The organism is Qipengyuania pacifica, from assembly GCF_019711555.1.
Classification (GTDB): Bacteria; Pseudomonadota; Alphaproteobacteria; order Sphingomonadales; family Sphingomonadaceae; genus Qipengyuania; species Qipengyuania pacifica.
This window is the reverse complement of record NZ_JAIGNQ010000002.1, coordinates 90,351-116,247: the sequence shown is the minus strand read 5'-3', so window position 1 is coordinate 116,247 and position 25,897 is coordinate 90,351. Positions and strand designations below refer to the sequence as shown.

The window sequence follows — 25,897 nt, the reverse complement described above, 5'->3', positions numbered from 1 at the left end:
CGCAACTGGCGGAAATACCGTCGCATGAACGCGCGCGGGGGCATTGCACTCCCGCGCGCGTCCGCATAGCTGGCGGGTGATGGATACTTCTCCCGCACTGTTGGCCATTATCGGCCTCCTGCTGGCCTTATGGACCGCAGGCGCCGTCTGGGTGATGTTGCGCGCGACCGGGCGCGAACAGAAATCCGTTGCCAGCCGCAAGGCGGCGCAGCGCCTTTCCCGCATGATCGAGGAAGGCCCCGCCATCCCGATGCTGGTGCGGGCCGATGGACGGATCGAGGCGCCGGACCGGCTGGCTCGCTGGATCGGTCTCGAAAAGGTGCCCGACTACCTCAGCGAACTGGCAGGCGCCGACGGCCGCGGGTTGAGCGAAGACCAGGTCGAAGAACTCACCCGCTATGTTCGCCGTACCCAGAAAACGGCCCGGCCGTTTCGGATGGCCATCACCGTATCGCCGGGGTCGGGCAAGTCGCTCGCAATGCAGGGCACCCTGGCCGATTCGGCAGTGTCACCCGGGGGCGCGGCCCTGATCTGGGTATTCGATTTCAGCGAGAGCGAAGCCGAGCTGACCCAGCTGCGCGAGGAAGCGGCGCGTGCCCGCGAAGATTTCGGCGCACTCGTGGGTCTGATCGAAGCCGCGCCCATGCCGATGTGGTTCCGCGGTGCGGACATGCATCTACGGCTCGTCAATAAGGCCTATGTCGCTGCAGTCGGTGCGGAAAGCGCCGATCAGGTCGTCGCCGACCAGATCGATCTCGTTGAAACGGTCAACGGGCGTACCGCAGCGCAAGTCGCGCAGCAGGCAGCCGATCGGCGGCAACCGATCGAACGAATCGTGAGCGCCACGATCGACAGGGCGCGTCGCACGATGCGCGTCACCGATCTTCCACTCGTCGGCGAAGGCATTGCCGGCTACGCGGTCGATATCGAGGAAATGGAAGAGCAGGCGCGCGAATTTCGCGCCTTCCGCGAAGCCCAGCGCTCGATGCTCGACCAGCTTTCCATTGGCGTGGCCCAATTCGATTCGGCGCATCGCATGACATTTGCGAACCAGCCGTTTCACCGCGTGTTTTCTCTGCCGCCCGGTGTGGTAAACGACCGGACGACATTCCAGCACATGCTGCTGATCGCCCGCGAGAATGGCCGCATCCCCGAAGTGCGCGATTTTCCGGCGTGGCGAAACGAACTCGCCGAATGGTTCCAGCACGACGAGCCGCATGAGGAAGCCTGGTCGCTATCCGACAGCACCCACCTTCGGATCGTCGCCCAGCCGCTGCCGGATGGCGGTCTCGTGATGATTGCCGAAGACCGGACGGAGCAGCTGGCCCTGTCGGCAACGCGCGATACCTTGCTACGCACCAGAACCGCCACCTTCGACAGCCTGTTCGAAGCGCTCGCGGTTTTTGCCCCGGACGGACATCTGGAATTGTGGAACCGCGGGTTCCCCGGCGCCTGGGGCATTGATCCGGAAGCCTTGGATGGCCATCCACAGGCCGAAGACCTGTTGAATGCGGTCGCCAAGAATCTGTCCGACCCATCGGCTATTTCGCGCATCAACCAGGTGATCCGCGCCGCAACGCTGGATCGCAAGAAGAGCGATGGCCGGGTCGAACTGGCCGATGGTCGAACGCTCGATTTTACCGGTGTACCGCTTCCCGACGGCAATGGAATGCTCACTGTCCTCGACGTCACCGCCTCGCGTCAGGCCGAAGAGGCCCTCCGGGAACGCAACCGTGCGCTCGAAGAAGCAGATGCAGTGATGACCCGCTTCCTCGCCAATATGAGCTATGAATTCCGAACGCCGCTGACGTCTATCGGTGGATTTGCCGAATTGCTGACAAGCGGCATCGCGGGAGATCTGACCCCGACGGCGAAGGAATATGCGCAAGCGATCTCGCTTTCCGTCGGCAAACTCACCGAACAGGTGGAGAATGTCCTCGACCTGTCGCAGTCAGAAGCGGGCTTGATGCCGTTGCGCAAGACCAAGCTCGAACTGATGCCCTTTGTCACCCAGATTGTGCGCAAGCAGGAAGACAGGATCCTCGAGGGCGGATTGACGCTCGACCTGCGGGGGGACCCCGGCAAAACGATCACTGCGGATCCGCAACAATTGCGCCGGGCCATCTCCCAGCTTCTCGACAATGCGATCAACGGGACACCGCGCGGCGGCCGTATCCTCATCGATATCGGCCGCAAGCGCGGCGAGACCAAAATCGTTATCTCCGACAACGGCCGCGGGATGAGCCAGCACGAACTTGCGCGCGCGCTGGAGGGCATCCGCATGTCGGCGGATGGAAAGGGTATCGAGCGCCGCCATGGGCTCGGAATTCCACTCGCTCGCCAACTGGTCGAAGCGCACGGCGGAACGCTGGAAATCCATAGCCGGAAAAACGGCGGCACAACCGCCTCGATCACGCTCCCATGACCGTCCCGCTACCGGATTTGGCGGCAATGGAGGGTCTCGGGAGAAAAATTGCCGGGAAGATCGAGCCGGGTGATGTTGTGGCCTTGTCAGGCACACTTGGCACCGGGAAGACAACGCTTGCCCGCGCCATCATTGCTGCGCTCGGCTATGATGGCGAAGTGCCGTCACCCACTTACACCATCATCGAAACCTATGATGGACTGCGCGTCCCGCTCGTTCATGCCGATTTCTACCGATTGAACCATCCGTCGGAAATCGAAGAACTCGGCCTCGACGACTATCGCGACGGAGCAGCCTTGATCGCCGAATGGCCCGACCACGCCGGTGGGTTTGCGCATGAGGCAGGATGCCTTTCTATCACGCTCGAAAAAGTGGGTGAGGGGCGGGAAGCCGTTGTAACGTCCGGCGCATCTTGGCAAAGCCGCTGGCCATGAGTGACGCTCTGCCTGAAGGCATCCATAACTTCCTTGGCAACACCGAGTGGGAAGGGGCAGAGATTGCCCCGCTTGTCGGAGATGCCAGCTTCCGCCGTTATTTTCGCCTGCGAATGGGCGGCAGGACCGCAATGCTTATGCATGCTCCGCCACCGCACGAAGATCCGAAGCCCTTTCTCCAGGTGGCGCACTGGCTCAAGGCGAATGGCATGCGCGCGCCGCATATTCTTGCAGAGCGCGCGCCTGAAGGGTGGGTGCTGACCGAGGATTTCGGCGATCAGCGAATGCGCGAGTGGATCGATGAGCATCCAAAGGATGAACGTGACATCTACGCGAAAGCCATCGAAACCCTTGCCCAGTTGCATCGCCTGCCTCCCGGACCGTTCCCGCCGTACGATATGGCGGTGTATCAGCGGGAGGTTGACCTGTTCGTCGAATGGTACTGTCCGGCCATGGGGCTGGTCGTCGATGCGACGAGCTGGGCCGCAGCGTGGGAGGAAGCACTCGCCCCCTTGATGAAGCGCCAGAACCCCGGCGTTACGGTTTTGCGCGACTACCATGCGGAAAACATCATGCTGCTCGAGCCAGAGAAACTGGCAGGCGAACAGGGGCTGATCGATTTCCAGGATGCGTTGGTCGGGCACCCGGCCTACGATCTCGTCAGCTTGTTGCAGGATGCCCGGCGTGACGTTTCTCTGGCGCTCGAGGAAGAAATGCTCGGTCGCTATCGCGCAGCAGCCGATCCGGGGGAGCATTTCGAAGCGGATTACGCACGCCTCGGGGCTCAAAGGAATGCCAAGATTGTCGGCATTTTCACACGACTGTGGAAGCGTGACGGCAAGGCCCGGTACCTCGCCATGATTCCCCGCGTGTGGGAGGCAATGGAGCGCGATCTGGCACATGATTCAATGGCGCCGGTGGCCGAATGGTTCGCCCGCAACGTACCGCAGGAAATCCGTGATACGTTCGGCGGTGAAATCCAGTGACGGCATTGGTCACCGACACGGCGATGTTGATGGCCGCGGGCCTCGGCAAGCGGATGCGCCCATTGACCGCATCCACACCCAAGCCCTTGGTCCGGGTCGCCGGAAGACCGCTGATCGACCGGGCGCTTGACCGGTTGGAAGAAGCCGGCGTTTCGCGCGCTGTGGTCAATGTCCACTACCTTGCCGATGCCATCGAAGCGCATATTGCGTCGCGCAAAGCGCCGAGCATCACCTTCTCGGATGAACGCGATGCACTGCTCGAAACCGGCGGCGGCATGGTGAAGGCGTGCGATGCGGGAATGCTTCCCGACCCTTTCTTCGCCTGCAACGCGGACAGCATCTGGCTGGATGGGCCGCGCAATGCCTTCGCCGATCTCTCCACTGCCTGGGATCCGGAGCACATGGATGCGCTTCTGCTCGTCGTCACGCATGCAAGGGCGCATAACTTTGACGGAACGGGCGATTTCTACATGGATGGTGCAGGGCGGCTCAAGCGCAAGCTGCCCGGCCGCATTGCGCCCTTCATCTATACGGGCATCCAGCTCGTTTCGCATCGCCTGTTGCGCGATGCACCAGACGGCAAGTTCTCGACCAATGTTCTGTGGAACAGAGCCATCGAAGAGGGCCGCCTCTATGGCCTGGCATTCACTGGCCACTGGTATGAAGTCGGCACCCCAAACCATATTCGCCCAACGGAAGATGCATTGACCGGTGGCTGAGCGGGTTCGGCCCAAGGTCTATTCGATTGCCGCCCACCGCGGCTTCGCCGATGCACTTGTTGCAGGACTCGTGCCTCGATACTCTGAACCGGAATTCGGCCTCGCACGCCTGACGCTCCTGCTGCCGAGCAGCCGCGCGCGCCGCACCGTTTCCGAAGCCTTCATCCGTCACGCGGGAGAGCAGGGCAATCCGGGTTTGTTGATGCCGCGCATGGCGGTTGTCGGCGACCTGGATCTCGATGAAGCGTTGGGACCGCTGCTCGATCCGCTCGGTGCGGACATTCCAGCGGCCGTTGATCCGCAGCGTCGCCTGTTCGCCTTGGCGGACCTGATCGCCGGGACCATGGGGGAAAACGCCCCCACAGGCGCCACTTTGCTTCGTCTCGCAAGAGAAACCGGCGCAACGATGGACAGGCTTCTGGTCGAAGGAATTGGCCCGGAAGAGCTTGTCGGAGATGCAGTGCTTGACCTCTTCGGATCTTTGTCCGGCCATTGGCAGGACAGCCTGCGGGTGTTTGCGACTGTACAGGCGAAATGGCTTGGCCGCCTGCAGGAATGGAACAGACTGGATGCGGCTGCGCGCCGGAATCGACTGTTCGACTTCGCAGCCGAAAGCTGGAAAAGATCGCCTCCCGGCACGCCCATTGTGGCAGCTGGTGTGACGAGCGCGGCACCTTCGCTGGCGCGGCTGCTGCGCGTTGTGGCCGATCTGGACGAAGGGGCAATCATTCTGCCCGATTTCGATCTTACGATGCCGGCCGATGTGTGGGACGAGCTGGGCCGCGCAGGCGCCGCGCCCGAACCAGGAGACACTCCATTCGCGCGCGATGATGCGGTTTCGCACCCACAATACCATTTGAAGCTGTTGCTCAACCGGATGGGCGTGGCTCGGGAAGAGGTCCAACCTTGGCACCGCAAAGGCCTCGCCGCGTCTCCGCCGGAACGCAGTCATGCCATCGGCTCGCTCTTCCTTCCTCCCGAGGCCAGCAAGACCTGGATCGAGCTTCCCGTGGAAAAGCGCCGTTTGGCAGGTGTGCGGATTATGCAGGCTGCAACGCCCGAAGAAGAGGCGCAGGCTGTCGCATTGCTCGTGCGCGAAGCGCTGGATCATCCGGAAAAGCGTGTGGCCGTCGTCACGCCAGATCGGCCGCTTGCTCGGCGGGTCGTCCATCACCTCGTTCGCTGGAATATTCTTGCAGACGATTCTGCCGGACGCCCGCTTGCGCAAACTGCAGCAGGCCGTGCATTTCTCCTCACTGCCGAGGTCATGGCCGAAAATGCCAAAGCGGTGCCCTTGATGGCTCTGCTTGGTCACCCACTTGCCGATGGCGGGATGGAACGCGGAACATGGCTTCGGCACCTTCGGACAGTCGAGCGCGAACTGCGCGGTCCGAGGCTGGAAACCGGTCTTCGGCCAATCCGTGATGTCGTGGAAAAGCTGGGGCCCACCCATAAGCAGTTGGGGGATTGGTGGCAGCTAACCGAGGCGGCGATCGCTCCCTTGATAGAATATCAGCCGGACCAGACCGCACGATTGAGCGATCTGATCGATACGATTGCCATGGCTGCCGAGAATTTGTGCGGCGAGAAACTCTGGGCGAAGGAAGATGGCCGGAGTCTAGCGCAGTTCGTCGAGGATTTTCGTCTCCACGCCCGGGAGGCGCAATTCGAAATTCGCCCTCGCGACGTCGCTCGGGTGCTGGTTGATGCAATGGAGCCGGTGGCCGTTCGCCCGCCTTATGGCGGTCATGCGCGGGTACAGGTGCTCGGATTGCTCGAAGCGCGCATGAACCGTGCGGATATCGTGATCTGCGCAGGTCTTAACGAAGGTGTATGGCCGGGGCGTGGCAGCGTGGACGCGCTTCTGGCGCCGCCGGTATTGCGGGCACTGGGTGTTCCCGGTGCGGATTTCCGTATCGGCCTTTCGGCGCATGATCTCGCCGGTGCGCTTGGTGCTCCTGAAGTTGTGCTCAGCCGTTCGGCGCGGGATGAAAGCGGGCCGACGATACCTTCGCGGTTTCTTCTGCGCGTTCAGGCGTTGCTTGGCGATCTGCTGCCGAAACATACCGACACACGCGCCATCGATCTGGCCCGGGCCATGGTCCGCACGCCCGAAGCGCCAGTATATCCGCGGCCTCGTCCAATGCCGAATGCGGATCAGCGGCTGGTCGATATTTCGGCGACTGCGCTCGATCGGCTGCGCGGCGATCCGTACCAGTTTTTCGCGGGCAAGATCATGCAGTTGCAAGCGCTCGACGCGCTGGACGCGCCGCCGAGTCCCGCATGGCAGGGTGAGGTCGCGCATCAGATCCTCGAGGAATGGCACAAAGCCGACCCCAAACCGCCAATCGTCGAGATAATGAAGCGAGTGTTCGAGGAGCGAAACGTCCACCCGCTTATGCGCGGTCTGTGGCAACCACGCCTAGAACGCGCTCTCGAATGGGTCGAACATGAAGTCGCTGGTTACGGCGATCGCGAGGTTGTCGCTGTCGAAGCGTGGGGCGAAATGCATGTTGACGGTGTGCGAATTCACGGAAAGATCGACCGGCTTGACCGGTATGCCGATGGGACGCTGGCTATCGTCGATTACAAGACCGGCTCGCCGCCGTCGTCGAAGATGGTCGAACAGGGATACGCCCTGCAGCTCGGACTGCTCGGGATGATGGCGGAGCGGGATGGCTTCAAGGCGGCATCGGGCGAAGCGACCGCGTTCGAATACTGGTCGCTCGCCAAGGCCAAGACCGATGCCAACCCGTTCGGCTTCGGATACGTAGAGACACCGCTCAAGGTCGGAAGCAAAAGGAGCGGCCTGCCACCGGAAGATTTCCTACCGACGACCGCAGCTTATCTGGATGGTGCGATTGCGGCCTGGATCAAGGGCGATGAGCCCTTCACCGCGCGGCTCAATCCCGATTATCCGGGTTACGATACCTATGACCAGCTCATGCGGCTGGACGAGTGGCTCCCGCATATGGACGTGGAAGGGGATGACGCGTGAGCGGCCAGGTTTATCCGCTCGTCGGTCATCAGCGCGACGCGGTCGATCCGCGGGAGAGCGTGTGGCTCTCCGCCAGCGCAGGTACTGGCAAGACGCAGGTGCTCTCTGCGCGGGTCCTTCGTCTGTTGCTCGAACCGGGCGCTGATCCTTCGCAAATCCTGTGTCTGACCTTCACCAAGGCGGGGGCTGCCGAAATGGCGGTTCGCGTGAATGAAGTCCTGGCGCGGTGGGTTCGCCTGCCGGATGAAGTGCTGGCCGAGGAACTGGCCAATCTAGGCTCGCCGACCGATCCGGAAACCCGTTCCCGCGCGCGGTCGCTGTTTGCACGGGTTCTCGACTGTCCCGGTGGCGGGCTGAGGATCGATACCATCCATGCCTTCGCCCAGTATCTGCTCGCAGCGTTTCCCAATGAAGCGCAAATCCTGCCCGGCAGCCAGCCGATGGAAGATCGTGACCGGGACCTCTTGAGCCTCGATGTTCTCGCTGAACTCCTCGAAAGCGGCGAACCGATCGTGCGCGAGGCGGTGGCAGAGATGAGCCGCCGCAAGGGGGCGGATGCCGTACGCGGCTGGCTGATGAAATGCGCTGGGTATCTCGACACATGGTATCAGCCCGACTGGCAGGGCGATCTCACTGCGCCGGTGCGCCGGATGCTAGACATTCCATTCGATGCTGGAGCAGATTGGGTCGCTGAAGCCTGCACCGATGGTGAATTTCCTGTCAGCGCTCTTCTGGCTTGCAGTCGCATCAACGCGGAATGGAATACCGCCACTGGCCTGAAGAGCGCCGATTTCGCCGCGGGATGGCTGGCCGCAAGTCCCGCTGCCCGTCTTGCCGAACTTGATGGCTTCTTCGGCACTTTGCTTACGCAGAAAGGCGAGCCGAAGAGCATGGCCAATCTCGAAAAGATCAATCCCGCGTATGGCGGATATATAGCCGATGTCGTGGACGGTATTGCCTCAGTCGCGCAGCGTCGTGCGCTGCTTGACCTCGCCGATTTTCTTGTGCCCCAACTCACGGCTGGCCGCGCATTTGCTTTCGAGTGGGAGGCGGCCAAGGCGCGCGAAGGGCTTGTCGATTTCGACGATCTTATTGCCCGTGCCGCCAACCTGCTTTCTAACACGGCAATGGCTGACTGGATCCGCTACAAGCTGGATCGCAGTTTCGACCATATCCTCGTCGATGAAGCGCAAGATACCAATCGGGCGCAGTGGCAGATCATAGAGGCTTTGAGCGACGATTTCTTCAGCGGCGAGGGCGCGCGTGGGAATGCTGTGCGCACGATTTTCACCGTCGGCGATTTCAAGCAGGCAATCTTCGGTTTTCAGGGCACCAGCCCGAAGAATTTCAGGGACGCCCGGGATCGTTTCGCCGAAAGCATGCGGAAAACAGCGGACGCGGCTGCCGACCTGCGAGGAGGGCCGTATCCGCGATATCTGCGGGAATACGGGCTCGGTCAAAGCTTCCGTACCGCAGACAATGTTCTCGATTTTGTCGACAGTGCCATTGCCGCGATCGGCAGCGAAGGACTGGGTCTCGATAGAGACGCAGAAGAGCACGAAGGTCAATCCCGTCCTGGCATGGTAACTCTCTGGAACCTGATCCACGCCGATAGCGGCATGGAAGAAGGCGAGGTCGACGAAGGCTGGTTGGGACGTCACGATCGTAAATTGGCCGACCGTATAGCGCAGCAGGTGCGGCACTGGATGGATTCGGGCTTTCCCTTGGTGAAAGATCGACACAAGGGTGGTCCTCCTCGGCGGGCAGGGCCGGGGGATGTCATGGTGCTCGTGCGCAAACGGCGCGATCTGGCTTCGCTCATAGTAGCGCGTCTTCACCGCCGGGGCGTACCCGTCGCAGGCGTGGACAGATTGCGATTGGGCAACCCGCTCGCCGTCAAGGATCTGATGGCAGCCATCCGGTTTGCGGCACAGCCGCTTGACGACCTGACCCTCGCATGTGTGCTCGTATCCCCGCTGATCGGCTGGTCTCAGGATGAACTGCTCGAATATGGCTATCGCGCCAGGAATGTCCGCCTGTGGGAACACCTGCGTAATAGCGAAGCGCCTCGCGTCGGGGAAACCATGGCAATCCTGCGCGAGATTCTTCGCCGGGCGGATTTCGACACTCCGCAGCAATTGCTTCACTGGATCTTGATCGGTCCGATGGATGGACGCCGGAAGCTTGTCGCGCGGCTGGGGCGTGAAGCGAACGATCCGATCGATGAATTGCTCAATGCGGCCAACGCCTACGCTGCAAGTCATATCGCGAGCCTGCAGGGCTTTATCCAATGGTTCGACGCTGGCGAGGGCGAAATCAAGCGAGACGCAGGCGAGGGCGGCGATCAGGTTCGCGTCATGACGGTGCATGGTTCGAAAGGGCTCCAAGCTCCCATCGTTGTACTCGCCGATGCGGCAATAGGCCCGGACGGCGCGCGCGATCTCGAATTGGAGGAAACGCCGCTGGGACACGTCGAGCCGCGGCGTATTCCCTTGCCGGGGTTGACCAAGGACCAGAAAGTCGGCCGGTTGCAAGTCGCGGAAGAGCGCGCTGCTGCCGCCGAAATGGAAGAACACTGGCGTCTGCTTTACGTCGCCATGACGAGGGCGGAGGAAGCGCTATTCATCGGAGGTTCGCTCGGCCCCCGCGACGTGAAACGTGGCCAGGCGCACGACGATAGCTGGTACGCACGACTGAAGCCTCTCTTCGGTAATGAGCCGCTAGCCGATGATCTGTGGGGTTCGCGTTGGGAATGGGGCGAACTGACCAAGGAAGCCCCGCTCGAAAGTGTATCGGCGGCAGAGCCCGTCACCGCACTTCCTGCATGGGCAGTAGATCCAGCCGGGCCGGAACCGCGTCCACCCCGGCCACTTGCCCCGTCGGGCCTTGGTGAGGTGGAGGGAAGCGATCCGCCCCTGCCGCCAACACATGCAGCCGACGCTGCCCGCAGGGGCACGCTGATCCACGCGCTTCTCGAACGATTGCCGCTTGTGGACGAAGACGATCGCAAGGCGCGCGGATTATCCTGGCTCGCGCGGCAAACGCCCGATCTCGATGAGCATGAACGTGTGGACATTCTCGAGCGGGCACTGACGGTATTGGGAGATCCGCAGTTTGCACCGGTCTTCGGACCGCAGGCTCTTACCGAAATCCCGCTTGCTGCCGAAGTGAATGGGCAGGTGGTGATGGGGACCGCCGACCGGCTCCTCGTCACCCAAGAAAAGGTCACGGTCGTCGACTTCAAAACGGCGAGGCGTCCGCCCCTATCGGTCGATGCCATTCCCGACAGCACGATGAAGCAGATGGCTGCATATGCAGCGGCGCTGGAGGTGATCTACCCCGGCCGCCAGATCGAGGCCGCCGTTCTCTATACCCAGACACCGCAGCTCTTCGCCTTGCCCGGCGAAAGACTTGCCGCTTACAAGAGCGCGTTTGCGGCTCCGCAGGAAAGTTTTGTGCTGCCGCCAGTTGAGTAAATACATGCGCAGCCCACATTGGGTGCCGACGAAATTTAGGAGATTTCCAATGGCCACCACCGCCGTTACCGACGCCAGTTTCAAGTCGGACGTCCTCGAAAGCGAGAAGCCCGTGCTCGTGGACTTCTGGGCCGACTGGTGCGGACCGTGCAAGATGATCGCACCTGCTCTAGAAGAACTGAGCGAAGAACTGGGCGACAAGGTGACTATCGCGAAGATGGATATCATGGAAAATCCCGATGTTCCAGGTTCCATGGGCGTGCAGTCGATCCCTTATCTCGTATTGTTCAAGAATGGTGAGCCGGCTGCGCAGATGCGCGGTGCCGCCCCGAAAGGCCAGCTAAAGCAATGGCTTGAGGGCGAACTTTAGTCCAATCTAGAATATAGTTCGGCAAGCTTGTCCCACAGGGTCGGGCTTGCTGCACCCAGCAGGCCCGTTCGGCCCACCTCGTCCACGCGATAGGGTGAGCCGTCGGGCCTCGCCGCTTTTCCGCCAGCTTCGGTCAGCCACAGAACGCCAGCGGCGTGATCCCAGGCAAGCGTGCGCTCGAAGATCGATACGTCGTTCACGCCCAGCGCGAGACGAGGATACTGCTCCGCCGCGCAATAGGGAATGTCGACCAGATCGTACATCGGGGCGATGTGCTGTCTGATCGCATCCCGGCACGCATCGTCCATGAAAACAAGCGAAACGGCAGCTATCGGCGGGGTCTGGCCCGTCGGTCGAGCAACAACCTTTTCCCCATTCAGGCTCGCACCTTTGCCCTCGTGTGCAACGCAGAAGCGGCGCGTGAGGCAGTCGAAAATCCAGCCCGACCGGGCCACGCCCCCTTCTGCGCGGGAGATGATGATACCGAAAGGCGGTTTGCCCGCGGCGAAATTGCGCGTGCCGTCAATCGGATCGACGATCCAGCATGGCCGATCGAGCCGATCGAGTATCGACGGGTCCGCATGCGCCGTTTCTTCGCCCACGAAAGCGAGAGTTCCGTCGATAGCGGATAGCCCTTCGCGAAGCAGCGCCTCGCTATCCTTGTCCGCGATCGTAACGGGGTCGTTACCGCCTTTGTCTTCCACATCGCCGGTCGCAAGGTTCTGATAACGCGGCAGGATCGCCTGCTCCGTCACGCGCTGCATCAAGGCGAGGATCGCCTCGTCCAGCGCCCGATCTTCGGAGGTGAGCGGAAGCGTCACGAACGATAATCCGCGTTTATCGATATATATCCGTGCGTCAGGTCGCAGGTCCAGACGGTCGCGCGGCCATCGCCAACACCGAGATCGACATCGATGCGAATATCCTGACCCTCAAGGTGCCTGGCAACCGGTGCTTCGTCATAGTCTGCGAGCGGCTGGCCGTCCTTGGCTGCCCAAGTGCCGCCAAAGCCGATCGAAAGCCTGTCGCGATCGGCAGGCTCACCAGCCTTGCCGACGGCCATAACGACCCGGCCCCAGTTCGCGTCACCCCCCGCAATGGCGGTCTTCACCAGCGGCGAATTCGCTATGGCGAGGCCGACATGGCGAGCGCTGGCGGCGTCGGCCGCGCCGGTCACCGCTATCTCGATGAACTTTTGTGCTCCTTCTCCGTCGCGCACGACCAGATGCGCCAGTTCGCGGCAGATACCGAGAAGGGCGGCGTAAAACGCATCCGCCCCATCGTCATCCCAGGACGAGAGTGCCCGATTGCCAGCCTTTCCAGTGGCAAACAGGAGAACCGTGTCGCTGGTGGAGGTATCGCCATCGACGGTAATGCAGGAGAACGTCGCCTCATTTGCCTTGGACAGCATTTCCTGAAGAAAAGCCGGATCGACAGCGGCGTCCGTGAAGACATAGCCGAGCATCGTCGCCATGTCCGGAGCGATCATGCCGCTGCCCTTGATGAAGCCGGCGAGTTCCACGCGGGTTTCGGCAAGCATGGCGGAAGCGGAGGCCCCCTTGGTGAACGTATCGGTCGTGCCGATGGCGCTGGCCGCATCTTCCCAGCCGCATGGCGCTGCAACCAGTGCCGCTTCGATACCTGCCTGGGCCTTGTCCTTGGGCAGGGGCACACCGATCACGCCGGTGGACGACACGAACACCTCGCTCGGATCGCAATCGAGTGCAGAGGCGACCTGCGCCATGATCTGTTCCACCGCCTCGCGTCCGCGATAGCCGGTGAAGGCGTTGGAATTGCCGGCGTTGACGATGAGCGCCCGGGCCCGGCCCAGCCTTGCCTGTTCCCGACCGAGTTCGACCTCGCTAGAAGCACACGCGCTCCGCGTGAAGACCCCCGCCACGGCGGTGTCGGGGGAAAGTTCGACATAGGTCAGGTCGCACCTGTCCCACGCCTTGTATCGCGCGCGGGCAATACGCAGCGTTACACCGTCGATCGGCGGCATGTCGGGGAAAGGGCGGGCGAGGGGAGAGCGTTCGAGATCCATGAACCATACCGAATAGGCGCAGAGGCGCGTCGGGTAAACGGTCAACCGGGGTGGACGTGCGCGGCGACACGCCCTATCTGAACGATGCAATGCTTCGTCGCCTGATTACCCTGCTTGCGATCCTGTCCGGCCTTACTGCTGCCGGCGCGCCTGCGCATGCGGTTGTTTACGATGCGGCATCCGGGGTCGAACTAGCGGCCAAGGCGGAAAAAACCTGCAAAGGCGATGCCTGCAGGTGCGCCGATGCCGATCGCCAGACCTTCGATCTGCCCCGGGAAAAGAAGCCCAGCAAGCCGGCGACCGTCATCACGGTTTTCATTCCGACTGTGCAAATGGGTATCGACCGCGCCTGCGAATAGGCTGCCGGTTCAGTTCCAGATTTCCGTTCGGCACGAGCAGCGTGCGCGGACGTTCACCCCATAGAATTCATCCGGAAGGCTCAGGGCCCCTCACATGTTCAATACGCTCATGAAATCGATGTTCGGTTCGTCGAACGAACGTTACGTCAAATCACTTGGTAAAATCGTCGCACAGATCAACGCGCTCGAACCGCAATTGCAGGCGCTTTCCGACGAGGAACTCGCCGCCCAGACCGACAAGTTCCGCGGCCAGCTGGCCGATGGCAAGACGCTGGACGATATTCTTCCCGAAGCCTTCGCCACCGTACGCGAGGCGTCGGTCCGGGTGCTGGGCATGCGGCACTTCGACGTGCAGATGGTGGGCGGTATCGTCCTCCATCGCGGCGAAATTTCGGAAATGCGCACCGGTGAAGGCAAGACGCTGGTCGCGACACTGGCGACCTATCTGAACGCGATCGAGGGCAAGGGCGTGCACGTCGTGACCGTGAACGATTACCTCGCCGCGCGCGACGCGGAATGGATGGGCCGCCTGCACCGCTTCCTCGGCCTGACGGTGGGCGTAATCGTGCCCAACCTTGCCGAACCGCAGCGCCGCGACGCGTATAATTCCGACATTACCTATTCGACGAATAACGAACTGGGTTTCGATTACCTGCGCGACAATATGAAACACGAGCGCGGCCAGATGGTGCAGCGTCCGTTCAATTACGCGATCATCGACGAGGTGGACTCCATCCTCATCGACGAGGCGCGTACGCCGCTGATCATTTCCGGGCCGACCGAGGACAAGTCCGACCTCTACATCTCGATCGACGAGGTGGTGAAGACCTTCCCCGAAGACTGGTACGAGAAGGACGAGAAGCAGCGCAGCATCCAGCTGACCGAAGAGGGCACCGAAGAGGTCGAGAAGCTGCTGATCGAAAAGGGCCTGCTGGAGTCGGAAAATCTCTACGACGTGGAGAACACGCAGGTCGTGCACCATCTCGACCAGGCGCTGCGCGCCGTGCACATGTTCAAGAAGGACATCGACTACATCGTCAAGGACGACAAGGTCGTCATCATCGACGAGTTTACCGGCCGCATGATGGACGGTCGCCGCTGGTCGAACGGCCTGCACCAGGCGGTAGAGGCCAAGGAGGGCGTCAAGATCGAGCCCGAGAACCAGACGCTCGCCTCGATCACCTTCCAGAACTACTTCCGCATGTATCCCAAGCTGTCGGGTATGACGGGTACCGCTGCCACCGAAGCTGCCGAATTCTGGGACATCTACAAGATGAACGTGGTCGAGATACCGACCAATGTTCCCGTCGCCCGCATCGATGAGGACGACGAGTTCTACAAGAATACGCAGGACAAGTTCAAAGCCATCGCCAAGGCGATCGCCGAGAAGAATGCTATCGGCCAGCCGGTGCTGGTGGGCACGGTGTCGATCGAAAAGTCGGAAATGCTCAGCGAATTCCTGCGGCAGGAAGGCGTCGACCACGAAGTTCTCAACGCGCGCCAGCACGAGCGCGAAGCGCATATCGTGGCGCAGGCAGGGCGCATCGGTGCCGTGACCATTGCGACCAACATGGCTGGCCGCGGTACCGACATCCAGCTGGGCGGCAACGTCGATTTCCGGATCGACGACGAGCTGGGCGACATGGAAGATGGCGCCAAGAAGGATCTGGAAAAGGATCGGATCAAGGCGGAAGTTGCAGCCGAGCGCCAGAAGGTGCTCGATGCAGGCGGCCTGTTCGTGCTCGGCACGGAGCGCCATGAGAGCCGCCGCATCGACAACCAGTTGCGCGGCCGTTCGGGACGCCAGGGCGACCCGGGCCTGAGCCGGTTCTATCTGTGCCTGGAAGACGATCTGCTACGCATCTTCGGTCCGGACACGCTGTTTGCCAAAATGATGAACTCGAACCTGGAAGACGGCGAAGCCATCGGGTCCAAGTGGCTTTCCAAGGCCATCGAAACCGCCCAGAAAAAGGTCGAGGCGCGGAACTATGAGATCCGCAAACAGGTCGTCCAGTACGACGACGTGATGAACGATCAGCGCAAGGTCATCTATGAACAGCGCGCCGAAATCATGGACAGCGAAGCGGTCGATGATGTGGTGGTCGACATGCGTCACGATGCGATCAATTCGCTGGTGGGCGAAGCCTGCCCTCCCGGCTCCTATCCCGAGCAGTGGGATATCGCGGGCCTGAAGGAGCGCGTCGGCGAAGTTCTCGGCATCGACGTCCCCATCGAACAATGGGTCGACGAAGATCAGGTCGAACCCGAGATTATCGAGGAACGGCTGGCGGCAGAAGCCGACACGATCATGGACAACAAGATCGCGGCGGCGGACCCGGGCCTGTGGCGTCGTATCGAGAAAAGCGTGCTGCTGCAGGAACTTGACGGGCAGTGGAAAGATCACCTCGCAACCCTCGACGCCTTGCGTCAGGTAGTGGGGCTGCGCGCTCATGCGCAGAAGCAGCCGCTGAACGAGTACAAGCAGGAAGCCTTCAGCCTGTTCGAGAGCATGCTCGACAATCTGCGCGAGACGGTGACCAACAAGCTGATCAGGCTGGAACTGGTGGAGCCGGCACCGCTGCCCCAGATAGACCTGCCCGACCTTCCCGATTTCCTGACCGGCCATATCGATCCGCTGTCGGGTCTCGACGATTCGAACGATGGCGATGGTTCCGCCAGCCGCGCGGCGCTGTTCGGCGCTCTGGCGGGCAGCCCTCGTGCGGCCGTGGGGCCGGGCGGCTCTGCCAGCGACAACCCCTATGCGGGAATGGAAATCAGCCGAAATTCGCCGTGCCCGTGTGGATCGGGCAACAAGTACAAGCATTGTCACGGGGCCATCAGCGCCGGATCGACGGTCTGATCGAACCGTCGCGCCGCCTGTGGCGAAATATCAGCTAGTGTTTTGGACGGGGGCCGTGGACGATCACGGTCCCCGTTCATTCATTTCCAGGCATAGGCCTCGGTTCGGATTGGGATTGCACCTATGGCCGCACTGATTGCGGGATTTTTCGTCACGGCGCTGCTTTATGCGAGCGTCGGATTTGGCGGCGGGTCGACCTATACGGCTTTGCTTGCACTATCGGCGGTCGACTATCGTGTGCTTCCGCTTCTTTCGCTGGCCTGCAACATCGTGGTCGTCGCAGGCAGCACGGTGCGATTTGCGCGCGCGGAGATAACGCCTTGGCGCGGCGCGATAATCCTGACAGCGATCGCTGCGCCGGCAGCATTCCTGGGTGGTCTGACACCTATCGGCCAATCCGCATTCCTTGCCATACTGGGTGCAAGTCTGCTGCTGACCGCGCTGACGCTGGTGCTTCCGTCGCGGGCAAGGGGAGATTCCGACCCGACGCGCTTGGCGCGGTTCATGCCGTTGCTGGCCGTTCCCCTTGGCTATCTGGCTGGCCTGGTCGGCATTGGCGGCGGCATCTTCCTGGCGCCGTTTCTTCACCTGACGAAGTGGAACAGCGCGCGAGCCATAGCGGCGACGGCAAGCCTGTTCATTCTGGTCAATTCCCTGTTCGGGCTGGCCGGACAATTGCTGAAAGGCGGCGCAGAGCGATTGGGGGCGGCGGTGGACCTTGGCCTGCCCCTGCTGATCGCCGTCGCCATCGGAGGCCAGATCGGCAGCTTTCTTGCGCTGAAATATCTGCCCCAGCGCTGGATCCGCCTCGGCACCGCAGCGCTCACCGGCTGGGTAGGCGCGCGTCTGCTGCTGAATTTGTGAGAATAGTGGTCATCTGAATTAGCCGTCGCGTCAATTGGCGAGCGGCAATCGCACTTCAAAGGTGCTGCCTTCGCCGGGCAGGCTCTTCTGAAGCACGATCTCGCCGCCATGCAGCTCGACGAGCTGTTTCACCAGTGCGAGGCCGATGCCCAGTCCTTCGCCCACGACGCCCAGCCCGTTGTCGGACTGTTCGAACATGTTGAATATCTGGGCCTGCTGTCCGGGCGGTATGCCGATGCCGTTGTCGGATATTTCGATGATCGCGAAGCCATCGGCTTTCGAAACCTTGACGCCGATGTCGCCACCTTCGGGCGTATAGCGGGCTGCGTTGCCGACTATGTTACTGATGATCTGAATGAAACGCACCGGATCCACTTCAAGAGTGATGGCATCGTCCGGTGTCTCGACGGTCAGGCGGTGATTGGCAGCGACGATGGCCGGCTCCGCAAGCTCCAGGGCGGCCGGCAGCACCTCGTTGAGGCCGACCTTTTGTTTTCTCAGCAATATCTTGCCGCGTTCGATCCGGTTTATGTCGAGCAGATCGTCCACGAGGCGGGTGACATGGTTGAGGTTCTGCCGCATCGAGAGGCGCACCTGGCTGAGGTCTCGCCCGCTATTCCCGCGATCCAGTATGTTGAGGCCGGATGAAAATACCGCCAGCGGATTGCGCAGTTCGTGGGCAAGTACTGCCAGAAACCGGTTCTTCTGCTGATTGGCGGCTTGCAGCGCGGCGCTCAGTTTCGCCAGTTCGTCACGCTGGGCGGTGATCTGGCGGCGCTGGTTGTACAGATCGAGAAATACATTCGCCTTGGAACGCAGGACGTCTGTTTCGATCGGCTTCTGGATGAAATCGACAGCGCCGGCTTCATATCCGCGAAACCGGCGCGCTTCATCGCCCGATCCCGCTGTTACGAAGATAATGGGGATGTGCCGCGAACGCTCGTTGGCGCGCATGAATTCGGCCAGTTCGAAGCCGTCCATACCCGGCATCTGGACGTCGAGCAGCGCAAGCGCGTATTCGTTGGCGAGCATCAACTCGAGCGCTTCTTCGCCGCTTTGGGCCTTGTGCAGATCCAGGCCTTCGCTTGCGAGGAGCGCCTCGAGTGCCAGCAGGTTCTCTTCGAGATCGTCGACGAGCAGGAATTTGACGGGATCGGTCATTCTTCGAGCATCGCTTGCAGAGCGTTGGGGATGTCGTCCAGCCTTATCGTAAGTGCTGCGGGGCATGCGGCAAGGGCCGCTTCGGGCATGGTGGCGACTTCCGCGGTCGCCGGGTGCTGTACGAACCCGCGGCCGCCGGCCTCACACACGGCCTTCAACCCTTTGGCGCCATCCTGGTTCGCGCCGGTTAGGACAACCGCCGCAAGCGCCGATCCAAATGCATCGGCCGCAGTCTCGAACAGGACGTCGATGGCGGGGCGCGAGTGATTGACGGCTTCGTCGGACGACAGCGCGAGTGTTTCCGCGGTTTCCACCAGAAGGTGATAATCGGGCGGGGCGAAATAGATCATGCCGGGTGCAAGCGGCTCCTTGTCCTCTGCTTCCTTGACCCTGAGGCGGCATTTGCGCGCGAAGAGATCGACAAGGGCATTGTCCTTGCGCGGCGGAATGTGAACGACCACCAGGACCGGCGCTGGGAAATCCGCAGGCAGGTCCGGCAGCACATGCGACAGCGCCTGAACGCCTCCGGCGGAAGCCCCGATGACTACTGCTCGCAGACTCATCGCGACGCCTTCCGGTAAATCTTCTCTTCGCGAACGAATTCGGAAAAGAGATGTGCATGTGCCGAAAAGCGCAGGCTTTCCTTCGAGCCGACGCCAAGGAACCCGCCCCGGACCAGCGCGTCGCCAAACAGTCCGACGACGCGATCCTGCAGTTCGCGATCGAAATAGATCAGCACGTTGCGGCACGAGATCAGATGCATCTCGCCGAATGCGGCGTCGGTCACGAGGCTATGGTCGGAAAAGACGGTGCGCTCGCGCAGGGACTTGTCGAACACGGCCCGGTCGTAATTCGCGGTATAGTAATCGGACAAAGACGTGTGTCCGCCCGACAGCCGGTGGTTTTCCGTGAAGAGCCTGATGCTTTCGAGGGGATATACGCCCGCTTGCGCCGCCTTGAGCGCGGTAGGGTTGATGTCGGTCGCGTAAAAGATCGTCCGTTCGGCCAGACCTTCCTCGGCGAAGAGGATCGCGAGCGAATAAAGTTCTTCGCCATGGCTGCACCCGGCGACCCAAACCTTGAGCGAGGGATAGGTGCGCAGGTGCGGCACCACCTTTTCTCGAAGGGCCCGGAAGTAGGACGGGTCGCGAAACATTTCGCTGACCTGGACAGTCAGAAAATTCAGCAATCGGGGCAGGATCGTCTCGTCATGAAGAACGGCGGACTGCATCTCCGATATGCTGTCATAGCCCCATTGCGTGCGCGCTTGCAGCAGGCGCCGCTTGATCGATGCGCGGGCGTAATGTCTGAAATCGTAATGATAATGGCGATATACAGCATCCAGCAAAAGCTGGATCTCGATATCTTCGATACTGTCCGCCATCAGCGAGGCATCCATACGCGCACCAGCGAGAGCAGTTTGTCGACGTCGATCGGCTTGGCCATGTAGTCGTTTGCGCCCGCATCGATGCATTTCTGCTGGTCGTCCGGCATGGCCTTGGCCGTGAGCATGACGATCGGCAGCTTGGTCCATTGCGAATTGTCCCGGATCGCACGAGCCGCGGTCAGCCCGTCCATGACCGGCATCATTACGTCCATCAGTACAAGGTCGATCTGCTTGTCGGGATCGCCTTCAGCCTCGGCAAGGGCGTCGAGGGCTTCCTGGCCGTTGCGCGCGATCCGCGTGAGGGCCCCGCGAGGTTCCAGAACACTTGTCAGCGAATAGACATTACGCACATCGTCTTCGACGATCAGAATTCGCTTTCCTTCCAGTGCGGCGTCGCGGTGACGGGCTTTCTCGATCATCTGGCGCTGTTCGGGCGGAAGTTCGGAGACGACGCGGTGGAGAAACAGCGAGACTTCATCGAGGAGACGTTCGGGAGATTTCGCTCCCTTGATGATGATCGAGCTCGAATAGCGGCGAAGGCGTTGCTCCTCCTCTGTCGATAGGTCGCGCCCGGTGTAGACGATCACCGGCGGTAGCGGCGCTTCGCCTTCTTCGCTCAGGGTTTCCAGCAAGGTAAAACCCGAGGCGTCAGGCAACGAGAGATCGAGGACCATGCAGTCGTACTGACCATCCCGCAGTTCCTCCAGGCACTCGGCCGCCGTGCCGACCCCGACTGTCTCCACGTCCTGCGATCCAAGTAGCTCCCCGACCGCATCACGCTGAACCTCGTCGTCCTCCACGATCAGCACGCGCCGCATCCGGGACGCGAGCTTTTCCTGAAGACCGGCGAGCACTTCGGCGAGCTGTTCGCGCGGCGCAGGTTTCTCGAGAAAGCCGATCGCGCCCAACGCCAGCGCCGTCTGGCTCTGGTCCGAACCGGAAATCACGTGAATGGGAATATGCCGCGTTTCTTCCTGATGCTTCAGGCGATCGAGCACGGTAAGACCGGACTGATCGGGCAGGCCGATATCCAACACGATCGCACTTGGACGGTAATCCCGGGCGAGGTCGATCGCTTCCTGCGCCGTCCCGGCGACAATGCACTGGAACCCCATTTCGCGCGACAGTTCGCAAACGATGCCGGCGAAGGTCGTGTCGTCCTCGATGACGAGCAGCAGCCGCTTGCCTTCTGCGAGGGCATCGCGATCGTCGTCGAGCATGGTGGGCTTGGCTGGCACGGTTCGCGGCTTCGCTGGAGGTGGCGCGGCCGGGGTGGGCGCGTCGTCACGGGTGACCGGCATCGGCTGACGCGAGGCAACCTTGGCAGGATCGTAGGATACCGGCACACTCACCACGAAAGTGCTGCCTTTGCCCTCTTCGCTTTCGAGCCTGATTGTGCCGCCCAGAAGGCGCACGAGTTCGCGCGAGATCGACAGGCCGAGTCCAGTGCCACCGAATTTGCGGCTGATCGTACCGTCGGCCTGCTGGAATGCTTCGAAGATCGCCTCGCGCTGACCTTCGGCGATGCCGATGCCGGTGTCGGTCACGGCAAGCTCGACCATGTCGTCCGATCCGGCAGCGATCAACAGTCGGACGCTTCCCTTCTCGGTGAATTTGAGCGCGTTCGACAACAGGTTCTTGAGTACCTGCTCGAGCCGCAACCGGTCGGTTTCGATCGATCTTGGGGCGTCGGGCGCCACGGTAATATCGAGTTCCAGTCCGCGCTGCTGCGCAACCGGTTCGAACACCTTGCGCAGGTCCCCGGCAAGCCGTTCGGTTGCAACCGGCGCTGCTTCGATCTCCACGTGGCCGGCCTCGATCTTGGAAAGGTCCAGAATGTCATTGATCAGCGTCAGGAGATCGTTGCCCGAAGACTCAATCGTGCGGGCGAATTTCACCTGTTCGTCCGACAGATTGCCGTTCGAATTGTCGGCCAGAAGCTTGGACAGGATCAGCAGCGAGTTGAGCGGGGTGCGCAATTCGTGGCTCATATTGGCCAGAAAATCGGATTTGTACTGGCTCGCCTGTTCCAGTTCACGCGCCTTCAGCTCAAGCGAGGCGGCAGCGCGACCCAATTCGTCGCGCTGGCCTTCAAGCGTCTGGGCCTGTTCTTCGAGCTGGCTGTTGGTCTGCTCAAGCTCGACCTGCTGCAGTTCGAGGCGCGCCTGCGATTCCTTGAGCGCATTGCCCTGTTCCTCGAGCTCCTCGTTGGAGACCCGCAATTCCTCGCTCTGGGCCTGAAGCTCGCCCGCCTGCCGCTGCGTTTCCTCCAATGCGTCCTGCAAACGCTCACGGAACCGCGCCGATCGCAAGGCGATGCCCACCGCGCCTGACACCGTTTCGAGCAATTCGAGCACGCGCTCGTCGACCTCTTCAAAGAAGCCGAGCTCCATGACGGCATTCACGCGCCCATCGGAAAAGGCAGGCGCTACGACCAGATGCCGCGGTGTTTCGCTGCCGAGCGCCGATCCGATCTTCAGGTACCCTTCGGGCAGGTTGGTCAGCGTCGTCGCTCGCGCATCCGCCGCGACCTTTCCAAGCAGCCCTTCGCCAGGCCCGAACGCTTCAGGCACTCCGGCCTCATCTGGCACGCCAAGCATGGCAACCCTATTGAAGGCGCCGCCTTCGCTCTTGAAGAGCGCACCGGCGACCGCGTCCGTGCGATCGGCGAGGAATGTCAGAATGGCCGCCGCTAGCTGAGGGACGGTCTTCTCACCACGCATGGCTTCGCCAAGTTCGACCTGTGCGGTCTGCATCCAGCGCTGACGCTCGCGGTTACGGTTGGTGCGGACCATCAGTACGAAGATCGCAATTGTCAGGGCGATGCCGATCAGGCTGGTGACAATAGCGCTGACGACAGCGGTGCGCGATGCTGCGGCAAGTTCCTCGACCCGTTGCTGGCGCTCGCGCACTTCCTCGCGTTTCATCTGCGCCAGTTGGTCGCGGATTGCGTCCATGGCGATCTTGCCGCGCTCACTAACGGTCAGATCGATGGCTTGCGCGATACCTTCATTGCGCCGCGTCTGGATGGCGCGGGCGGAAAAGCGAAACTTGTTCTCGATCGCAGAACGGAGCCGTTCGACATTGGCACTCTGAACACTGCTTGCCCGGGTCAGCGATTCAAGCGCCGTCAGATTGTCGCGCGCAGTGCTGACCCCGTCGTAATATGGCTCGAGAAAATTGCCCTCGCCGGTAAGGAGATAGCCGCGCTGCCCAGTCTCGGCGTCCAGACTTGCCGCCAGCAGTTCGTCGAGGGTGCTCAACACTTCGTGCGTATTGCGGATTCGCGCTTCGTTGGCGCGCATGTCGTTCACGTTGGAATAGGCGGCAAAAGCGCTGATCAGGAAAAACCCGACACCGATCAGCAGCCCGCCGATCGTCCATCCATTCGCGGAATTACGAAACAACCGCGGATATGCTGTATTTGTCAAAGAAACGGCGCCTTAAGGAAATTCGCGCCCGCCTTAGCGAGGCCCGTTGACGGTTATCAAACAAATTTCGCGATTTATCTGATGGCGACCCGGAGAAAAGGTGGCGCGGATCCCGTGTGTATTTCGAATTTTGTTTAGCAAGCAGTGATCGAGAAAGTGTCGGCGAAGCAAGCGCGCTGTGGCTTGGAAACGCCGACCATCCAGGAAGACAAATACGGAATCTTTGCGGTGGGCGATCATTACCTCAGAGAATGAGCACCTTCGCAAGGAATCCGCTTCATCGCTGCAGCTCTATTTTTCTTTTTCAGACGATTGAGCGGCGCCTCGTGTCCAACCGGTCTTGTAGCGATCGAACCAGGCGAGGATCGCCGAGGCTTTTGCTGCGGATTGCGAGGGGCGGGCGGCGATGCCACCATGGCTGGCTCCGGGGACTTTGACCAGTGCCGTCGGAACGCCACGCAGGCTTAGCGCAGTGTAATACTGTTCGGATTCGCTGACGGGGGTGCGATAGTCCTCGCTTCCGACGACCACCAATGTGGGTGTCTCGACATCGCCAACGAGCGACAGCGGCGACAGGCGCCAGTAGGTTTGCGGATCTTCCCACGGCTGTGCGCCGATCCAGTATTTGCCAAAGAAGGAAGGGCCATCGGCAGTCAGCGCCTGGGTGGTCCAGTTGATGACCGGCTTTTGCGTTGCCGCTGCCTTGAATCGCCGCGTTTTGCCGACGATCCAGCTTGTCAGAACGCCCCCACCCGAACCGCCGGTGACGAACAGTTGGTCGGGATCGGCGATCCCAAGCGAGATTGCGCGATCGACGATAGACATGAGGTCGAAATAATCGTTGCCCGGATAGGCCTTGTCGATCTGATTGGCGAAATCTTCGCCATAACTGGTAGAGCCCCGCGGATTGGCGGACAGCACAGCGTAGCCTGCTGCCGCGTAGAGCTGATTGTCGGTCGAGAAATGCGGGCCGTAGGCCGCGAACGGACCGCCATGTATTTCGAGGATGAGTGGGACGCGCTGGCCTTCGACGTAATTCGGCGGCAAGGTCAACCAGCCTTCGATCTCGAGCCCGTCATGGCTTGATTGTGTCGCTATACGTCGAACTTCACCCAGAGATTTGACTGCTCTCAACGACCGGTTGAGATCCGTCAGAATGCGCGCTTCGCCGCCGGTACGAGCAAGCTGAACTTCGGCGGGGCGAATTGCGGTGCCCCCTGTGAAAGCGATCATATCATCGTCGGAAACCGAGAAGCTGCCGCCAGTATAGGGGCGGTCGAGGCCGCCGCCGGAAAGACCATCGACTACATCGCGCACCGAACCATCCAAGGCGATGCGAGCGACCCTCGTCTCACCGGAAATATCGTATTGCGCATAGATCCCGCGTCCATCGGCATCCCAGACGATACCCGCCGGGCTGAAATTCCAATCGGCTGTGAGGTTGCGGACATTCGATCCGTCGCGGTTCATGACATAGAGGTCGTTGTCCTCGTAGGCTCGCAATGCATCATCGAATCCGAGATAGGCAATCAGCTGCCCGTCAGGCGATACAACAGGATTGCCGTCCGGACCATCGCGATCGGTCAGCTGGCGAATTCCGCCGGACGCCACATCGAGCGCATAGACCTCACCTTCGACTGAATCGATTTCCCAATCGGCACGGCGGTTGGCACCGAAATATATCGTGGAGCCATCTGGCGACCAGCTAAGTGGGCCGCCATCATGGAAGCGGCCGAAGGTAAGCTGGCGCGGCGCGCCTCCCGTGCTCGGCACAACGAAGATCTTGTCGAAACCAGGTTCGAGATAGCCTTGGCCGTCAGCCCGGTAAGTCAGCAGATCGCGAATTTCGAGTGGCTCGGCCCAGTCTGCACCTTCCGGTTTGTCTGATGGCGCAGAGCCCAGCTTTGGGCCGTCATCCTTGACCAGCATCGTATAAGCAATCGACCGACCATCGGGCGACCAGGCCATACTCGAAGGGCTGGTAGGTAGTCCCGTCAACCGAACGGCATTGCCGCCCTCGATCCAGTGCACCCAAAGTTGCGGCCCGCCGCCTTCCGTGGACACATAGGCGAGTCGGTCGCCGCTGGGCGACCACCGAGGGTTGAAAGCATCGCCATTGCGTCCGGCGAGCGGAGTTTCGCGACCGGTGCGCGTGTCGATCAACCAGATCGATCCAATCGCGCGATCGGACATGATGTCGTTCGACTGGCGCACATACGCAATGTAGCGCCCGTCGGGGCTGATTTGCGGATCGCTGGCGATGGCAAGATCGAACAGGTCGGCGCCGGTGAAGCGGCGCTCGGGCCCGCTGCGGGTGCTCCCCGTGGCAGCACCGGACATGGCGGTGGCCTGCTGGGACTGTGCATCGGGGGCAGCCGTTTGC

17 protein-coding genes are annotated in these 25,897 nt (G+C 61.4%); 10 read left to right on the top strand and 7 right to left on the bottom strand.

Annotated features, from left to right (window positions below):
* Nucleotides 1–79: 79 nt before the first annotated feature.
* Genes K3177_RS05790 through trxA form a run of 7 tightly spaced genes read left to right on the top strand, consistent with a single transcriptional unit; the run spans nt 80 to nt 11,408 of the window.
* Nucleotides 80–2,425: a sensor histidine kinase gene (locus K3177_RS05790; protein ID WP_221597537.1), complete on the top strand. Its 2,346-nt coding sequence runs from the start codon at nt 80–82 to the stop codon at nt 2,423–2,425.
* Nucleotides 2,422–2,859 (top strand): tRNA (adenosine(37)-N6)-threonylcarbamoyltransferase complex ATPase subunit type 1 TsaE, encoded by a 438-nt coding sequence (gene tsaE, locus K3177_RS05785; RefSeq protein ID WP_221597536.1) that lies wholly within the window; start codon nt 2,422–2,424, stop codon nt 2,857–2,859. The genes K3177_RS05790 and tsaE overlap by 4 nt, the downstream gene beginning before the upstream one ends.
* Nucleotides 2,856–3,845: an aminoglycoside phosphotransferase family protein gene (locus tag K3177_RS05780; protein WP_221597535.1), complete on the top strand. Its 990-nt coding sequence runs from the start codon at nt 2,856–2,858 to the stop codon at nt 3,843–3,845. The genes tsaE and K3177_RS05780 overlap by 4 nt, the downstream gene beginning before the upstream one ends.
* The gene (locus K3177_RS05775) at nt 3,842–4,564 is read left to right on the top strand and encodes a nucleotidyltransferase family protein (protein WP_196846319.1); all 723 of its coding nucleotides are present in this window, start codon (nt 3,842–3,844) and stop codon (nt 4,562–4,564) included. Before K3177_RS05780 ends, K3177_RS05775 begins: the two co-directional genes overlap by 4 nt.
* A complete protein-coding gene (gene addB / locus K3177_RS05770) occupies nt 4,557–7,562 on the top strand; it encodes a double-strand break repair protein AddB (RefSeq protein WP_221597534.1) in 3,006 nt (1,001 codons plus the stop codon). The genes K3177_RS05775 and addB overlap by 8 nt, the downstream gene beginning before the upstream one ends.
* The gene (addA, locus tag K3177_RS05765) at nt 7,559–11,038 is read left to right on the top strand and encodes a double-strand break repair helicase AddA (protein ID WP_221597533.1); all 3,480 of its coding nucleotides are present in this window, start codon (nt 7,559–7,561) and stop codon (nt 11,036–11,038) included. The genes addB and addA overlap by 4 nt, the downstream gene beginning before the upstream one ends.
* A 49-nt stretch (nt 11,039–11,087) precedes the next feature.
* Nucleotides 11,088–11,408: a thioredoxin gene (trxA, locus tag K3177_RS05760; protein ID WP_103023311.1), complete on the top strand. Its 321-nt coding sequence runs from the start codon at nt 11,088–11,090 to the stop codon at nt 11,406–11,408.
* Here trxA and K3177_RS05755 read toward each other — a convergent pair.
* Together K3177_RS05755 and argJ are read right to left on the bottom strand one after the other, a co-directional pair.
* Nucleotides 11,405–12,172 (bottom strand): inositol monophosphatase family protein, encoded by a 768-nt coding sequence (locus K3177_RS05755; protein WP_221598082.1) that lies wholly within the window; start codon nt 12,170–12,172, stop codon nt 11,405–11,407. The genes trxA and K3177_RS05755 overlap by 4 nt on opposite strands.
* Before the next feature lie 53 nt (nt 12,173–12,225).
* On the bottom strand, nt 12,226–13,452 hold the full coding sequence (gene argJ, locus K3177_RS05750; RefSeq protein ID WP_221597532.1) for a bifunctional glutamate N-acetyltransferase/amino-acid acetyltransferase ArgJ: 1,227 nt from the start codon (nt 13,450–13,452) through the stop codon (nt 12,226–12,228).
* Nucleotides 13,453–13,508: 56 nt separating this feature from the next.
* Between argJ and K3177_RS05745 the strand changes: the two genes are divergently transcribed.
* From K3177_RS05745 to K3177_RS05735, 3 genes are all read left to right on the top strand, one after another.
* On the top strand, nt 13,509–13,811 hold the full coding sequence (locus K3177_RS05745) for a hypothetical protein (protein ID WP_221597531.1): 303 nt from the start codon (nt 13,509–13,511) through the stop codon (nt 13,809–13,811).
* A gap of 94 nt (nt 13,812–13,905) precedes the next feature.
* A complete protein-coding gene (gene secA, locus K3177_RS05740; protein WP_103023313.1) occupies nt 13,906–16,671 on the top strand; it encodes a preprotein translocase subunit SecA in 2,766 nt (921 codons plus the stop codon).
* Nucleotides 16,672–16,794: 123 nt separating this feature from the next.
* Nucleotides 16,795–17,535, top strand: coding sequence for a sulfite exporter TauE/SafE family protein (locus K3177_RS05735; RefSeq protein WP_221597530.1), 741 nt, complete (start codon nt 16,795–16,797; stop codon nt 17,533–17,535).
* 30 nt (nt 17,536–17,565) lie between these two features.
* On the opposite strand, the gene K3177_RS05730 is transcribed toward K3177_RS05735, so the two are convergent.
* The 5 genes from K3177_RS05730 to K3177_RS05710 all read right to left on the bottom strand — a co-directional run bounded on the left by K3177_RS05730 (nt 17,566) and on the right by K3177_RS05710 (nt 25,854).
* Entirely contained in the window at nt 17,566–18,696 is a 1,131-nt protein-coding gene (locus K3177_RS05730; RefSeq protein WP_221597529.1) for a hybrid sensor histidine kinase/response regulator, read from the bottom strand.
* Nucleotides 18,693–19,259 (bottom strand): chemotaxis protein CheB, encoded by a 567-nt coding sequence (locus K3177_RS05725; RefSeq protein WP_221597528.1) that lies wholly within the window; start codon nt 19,257–19,259, stop codon nt 18,693–18,695. Before K3177_RS05725 ends, K3177_RS05730 begins: the two co-directional genes overlap by 4 nt.
* The gene (locus tag K3177_RS05720; RefSeq protein WP_234036375.1) at nt 19,256–20,080 is read right to left on the bottom strand and encodes a CheR family methyltransferase; all 825 of its coding nucleotides are present in this window, start codon (nt 20,078–20,080) and stop codon (nt 19,256–19,258) included. The genes K3177_RS05725 and K3177_RS05720 overlap by 4 nt, the downstream gene beginning before the upstream one ends.
* A complete protein-coding gene (locus K3177_RS05715) occupies nt 20,080–23,388 on the bottom strand; it encodes a response regulator (RefSeq protein ID WP_221598081.1) in 3,309 nt (1,102 codons plus the stop codon). Before K3177_RS05715 ends, K3177_RS05720 begins: the two co-directional genes overlap by 1 nt.
* A 417-nt stretch (nt 23,389–23,805) precedes the next feature.
* Nucleotides 23,806–25,854 carry a S9 family peptidase gene (locus K3177_RS05710; RefSeq protein WP_247714351.1) on the bottom strand — a complete coding sequence of 683 codons (2,049 nt, stop codon included), beginning with the start codon at nt 25,852–25,854 and terminating at the stop codon, nt 23,806–23,808.
* Between the last annotated feature and the right edge of the window lie 43 nt (nt 25,855–25,897).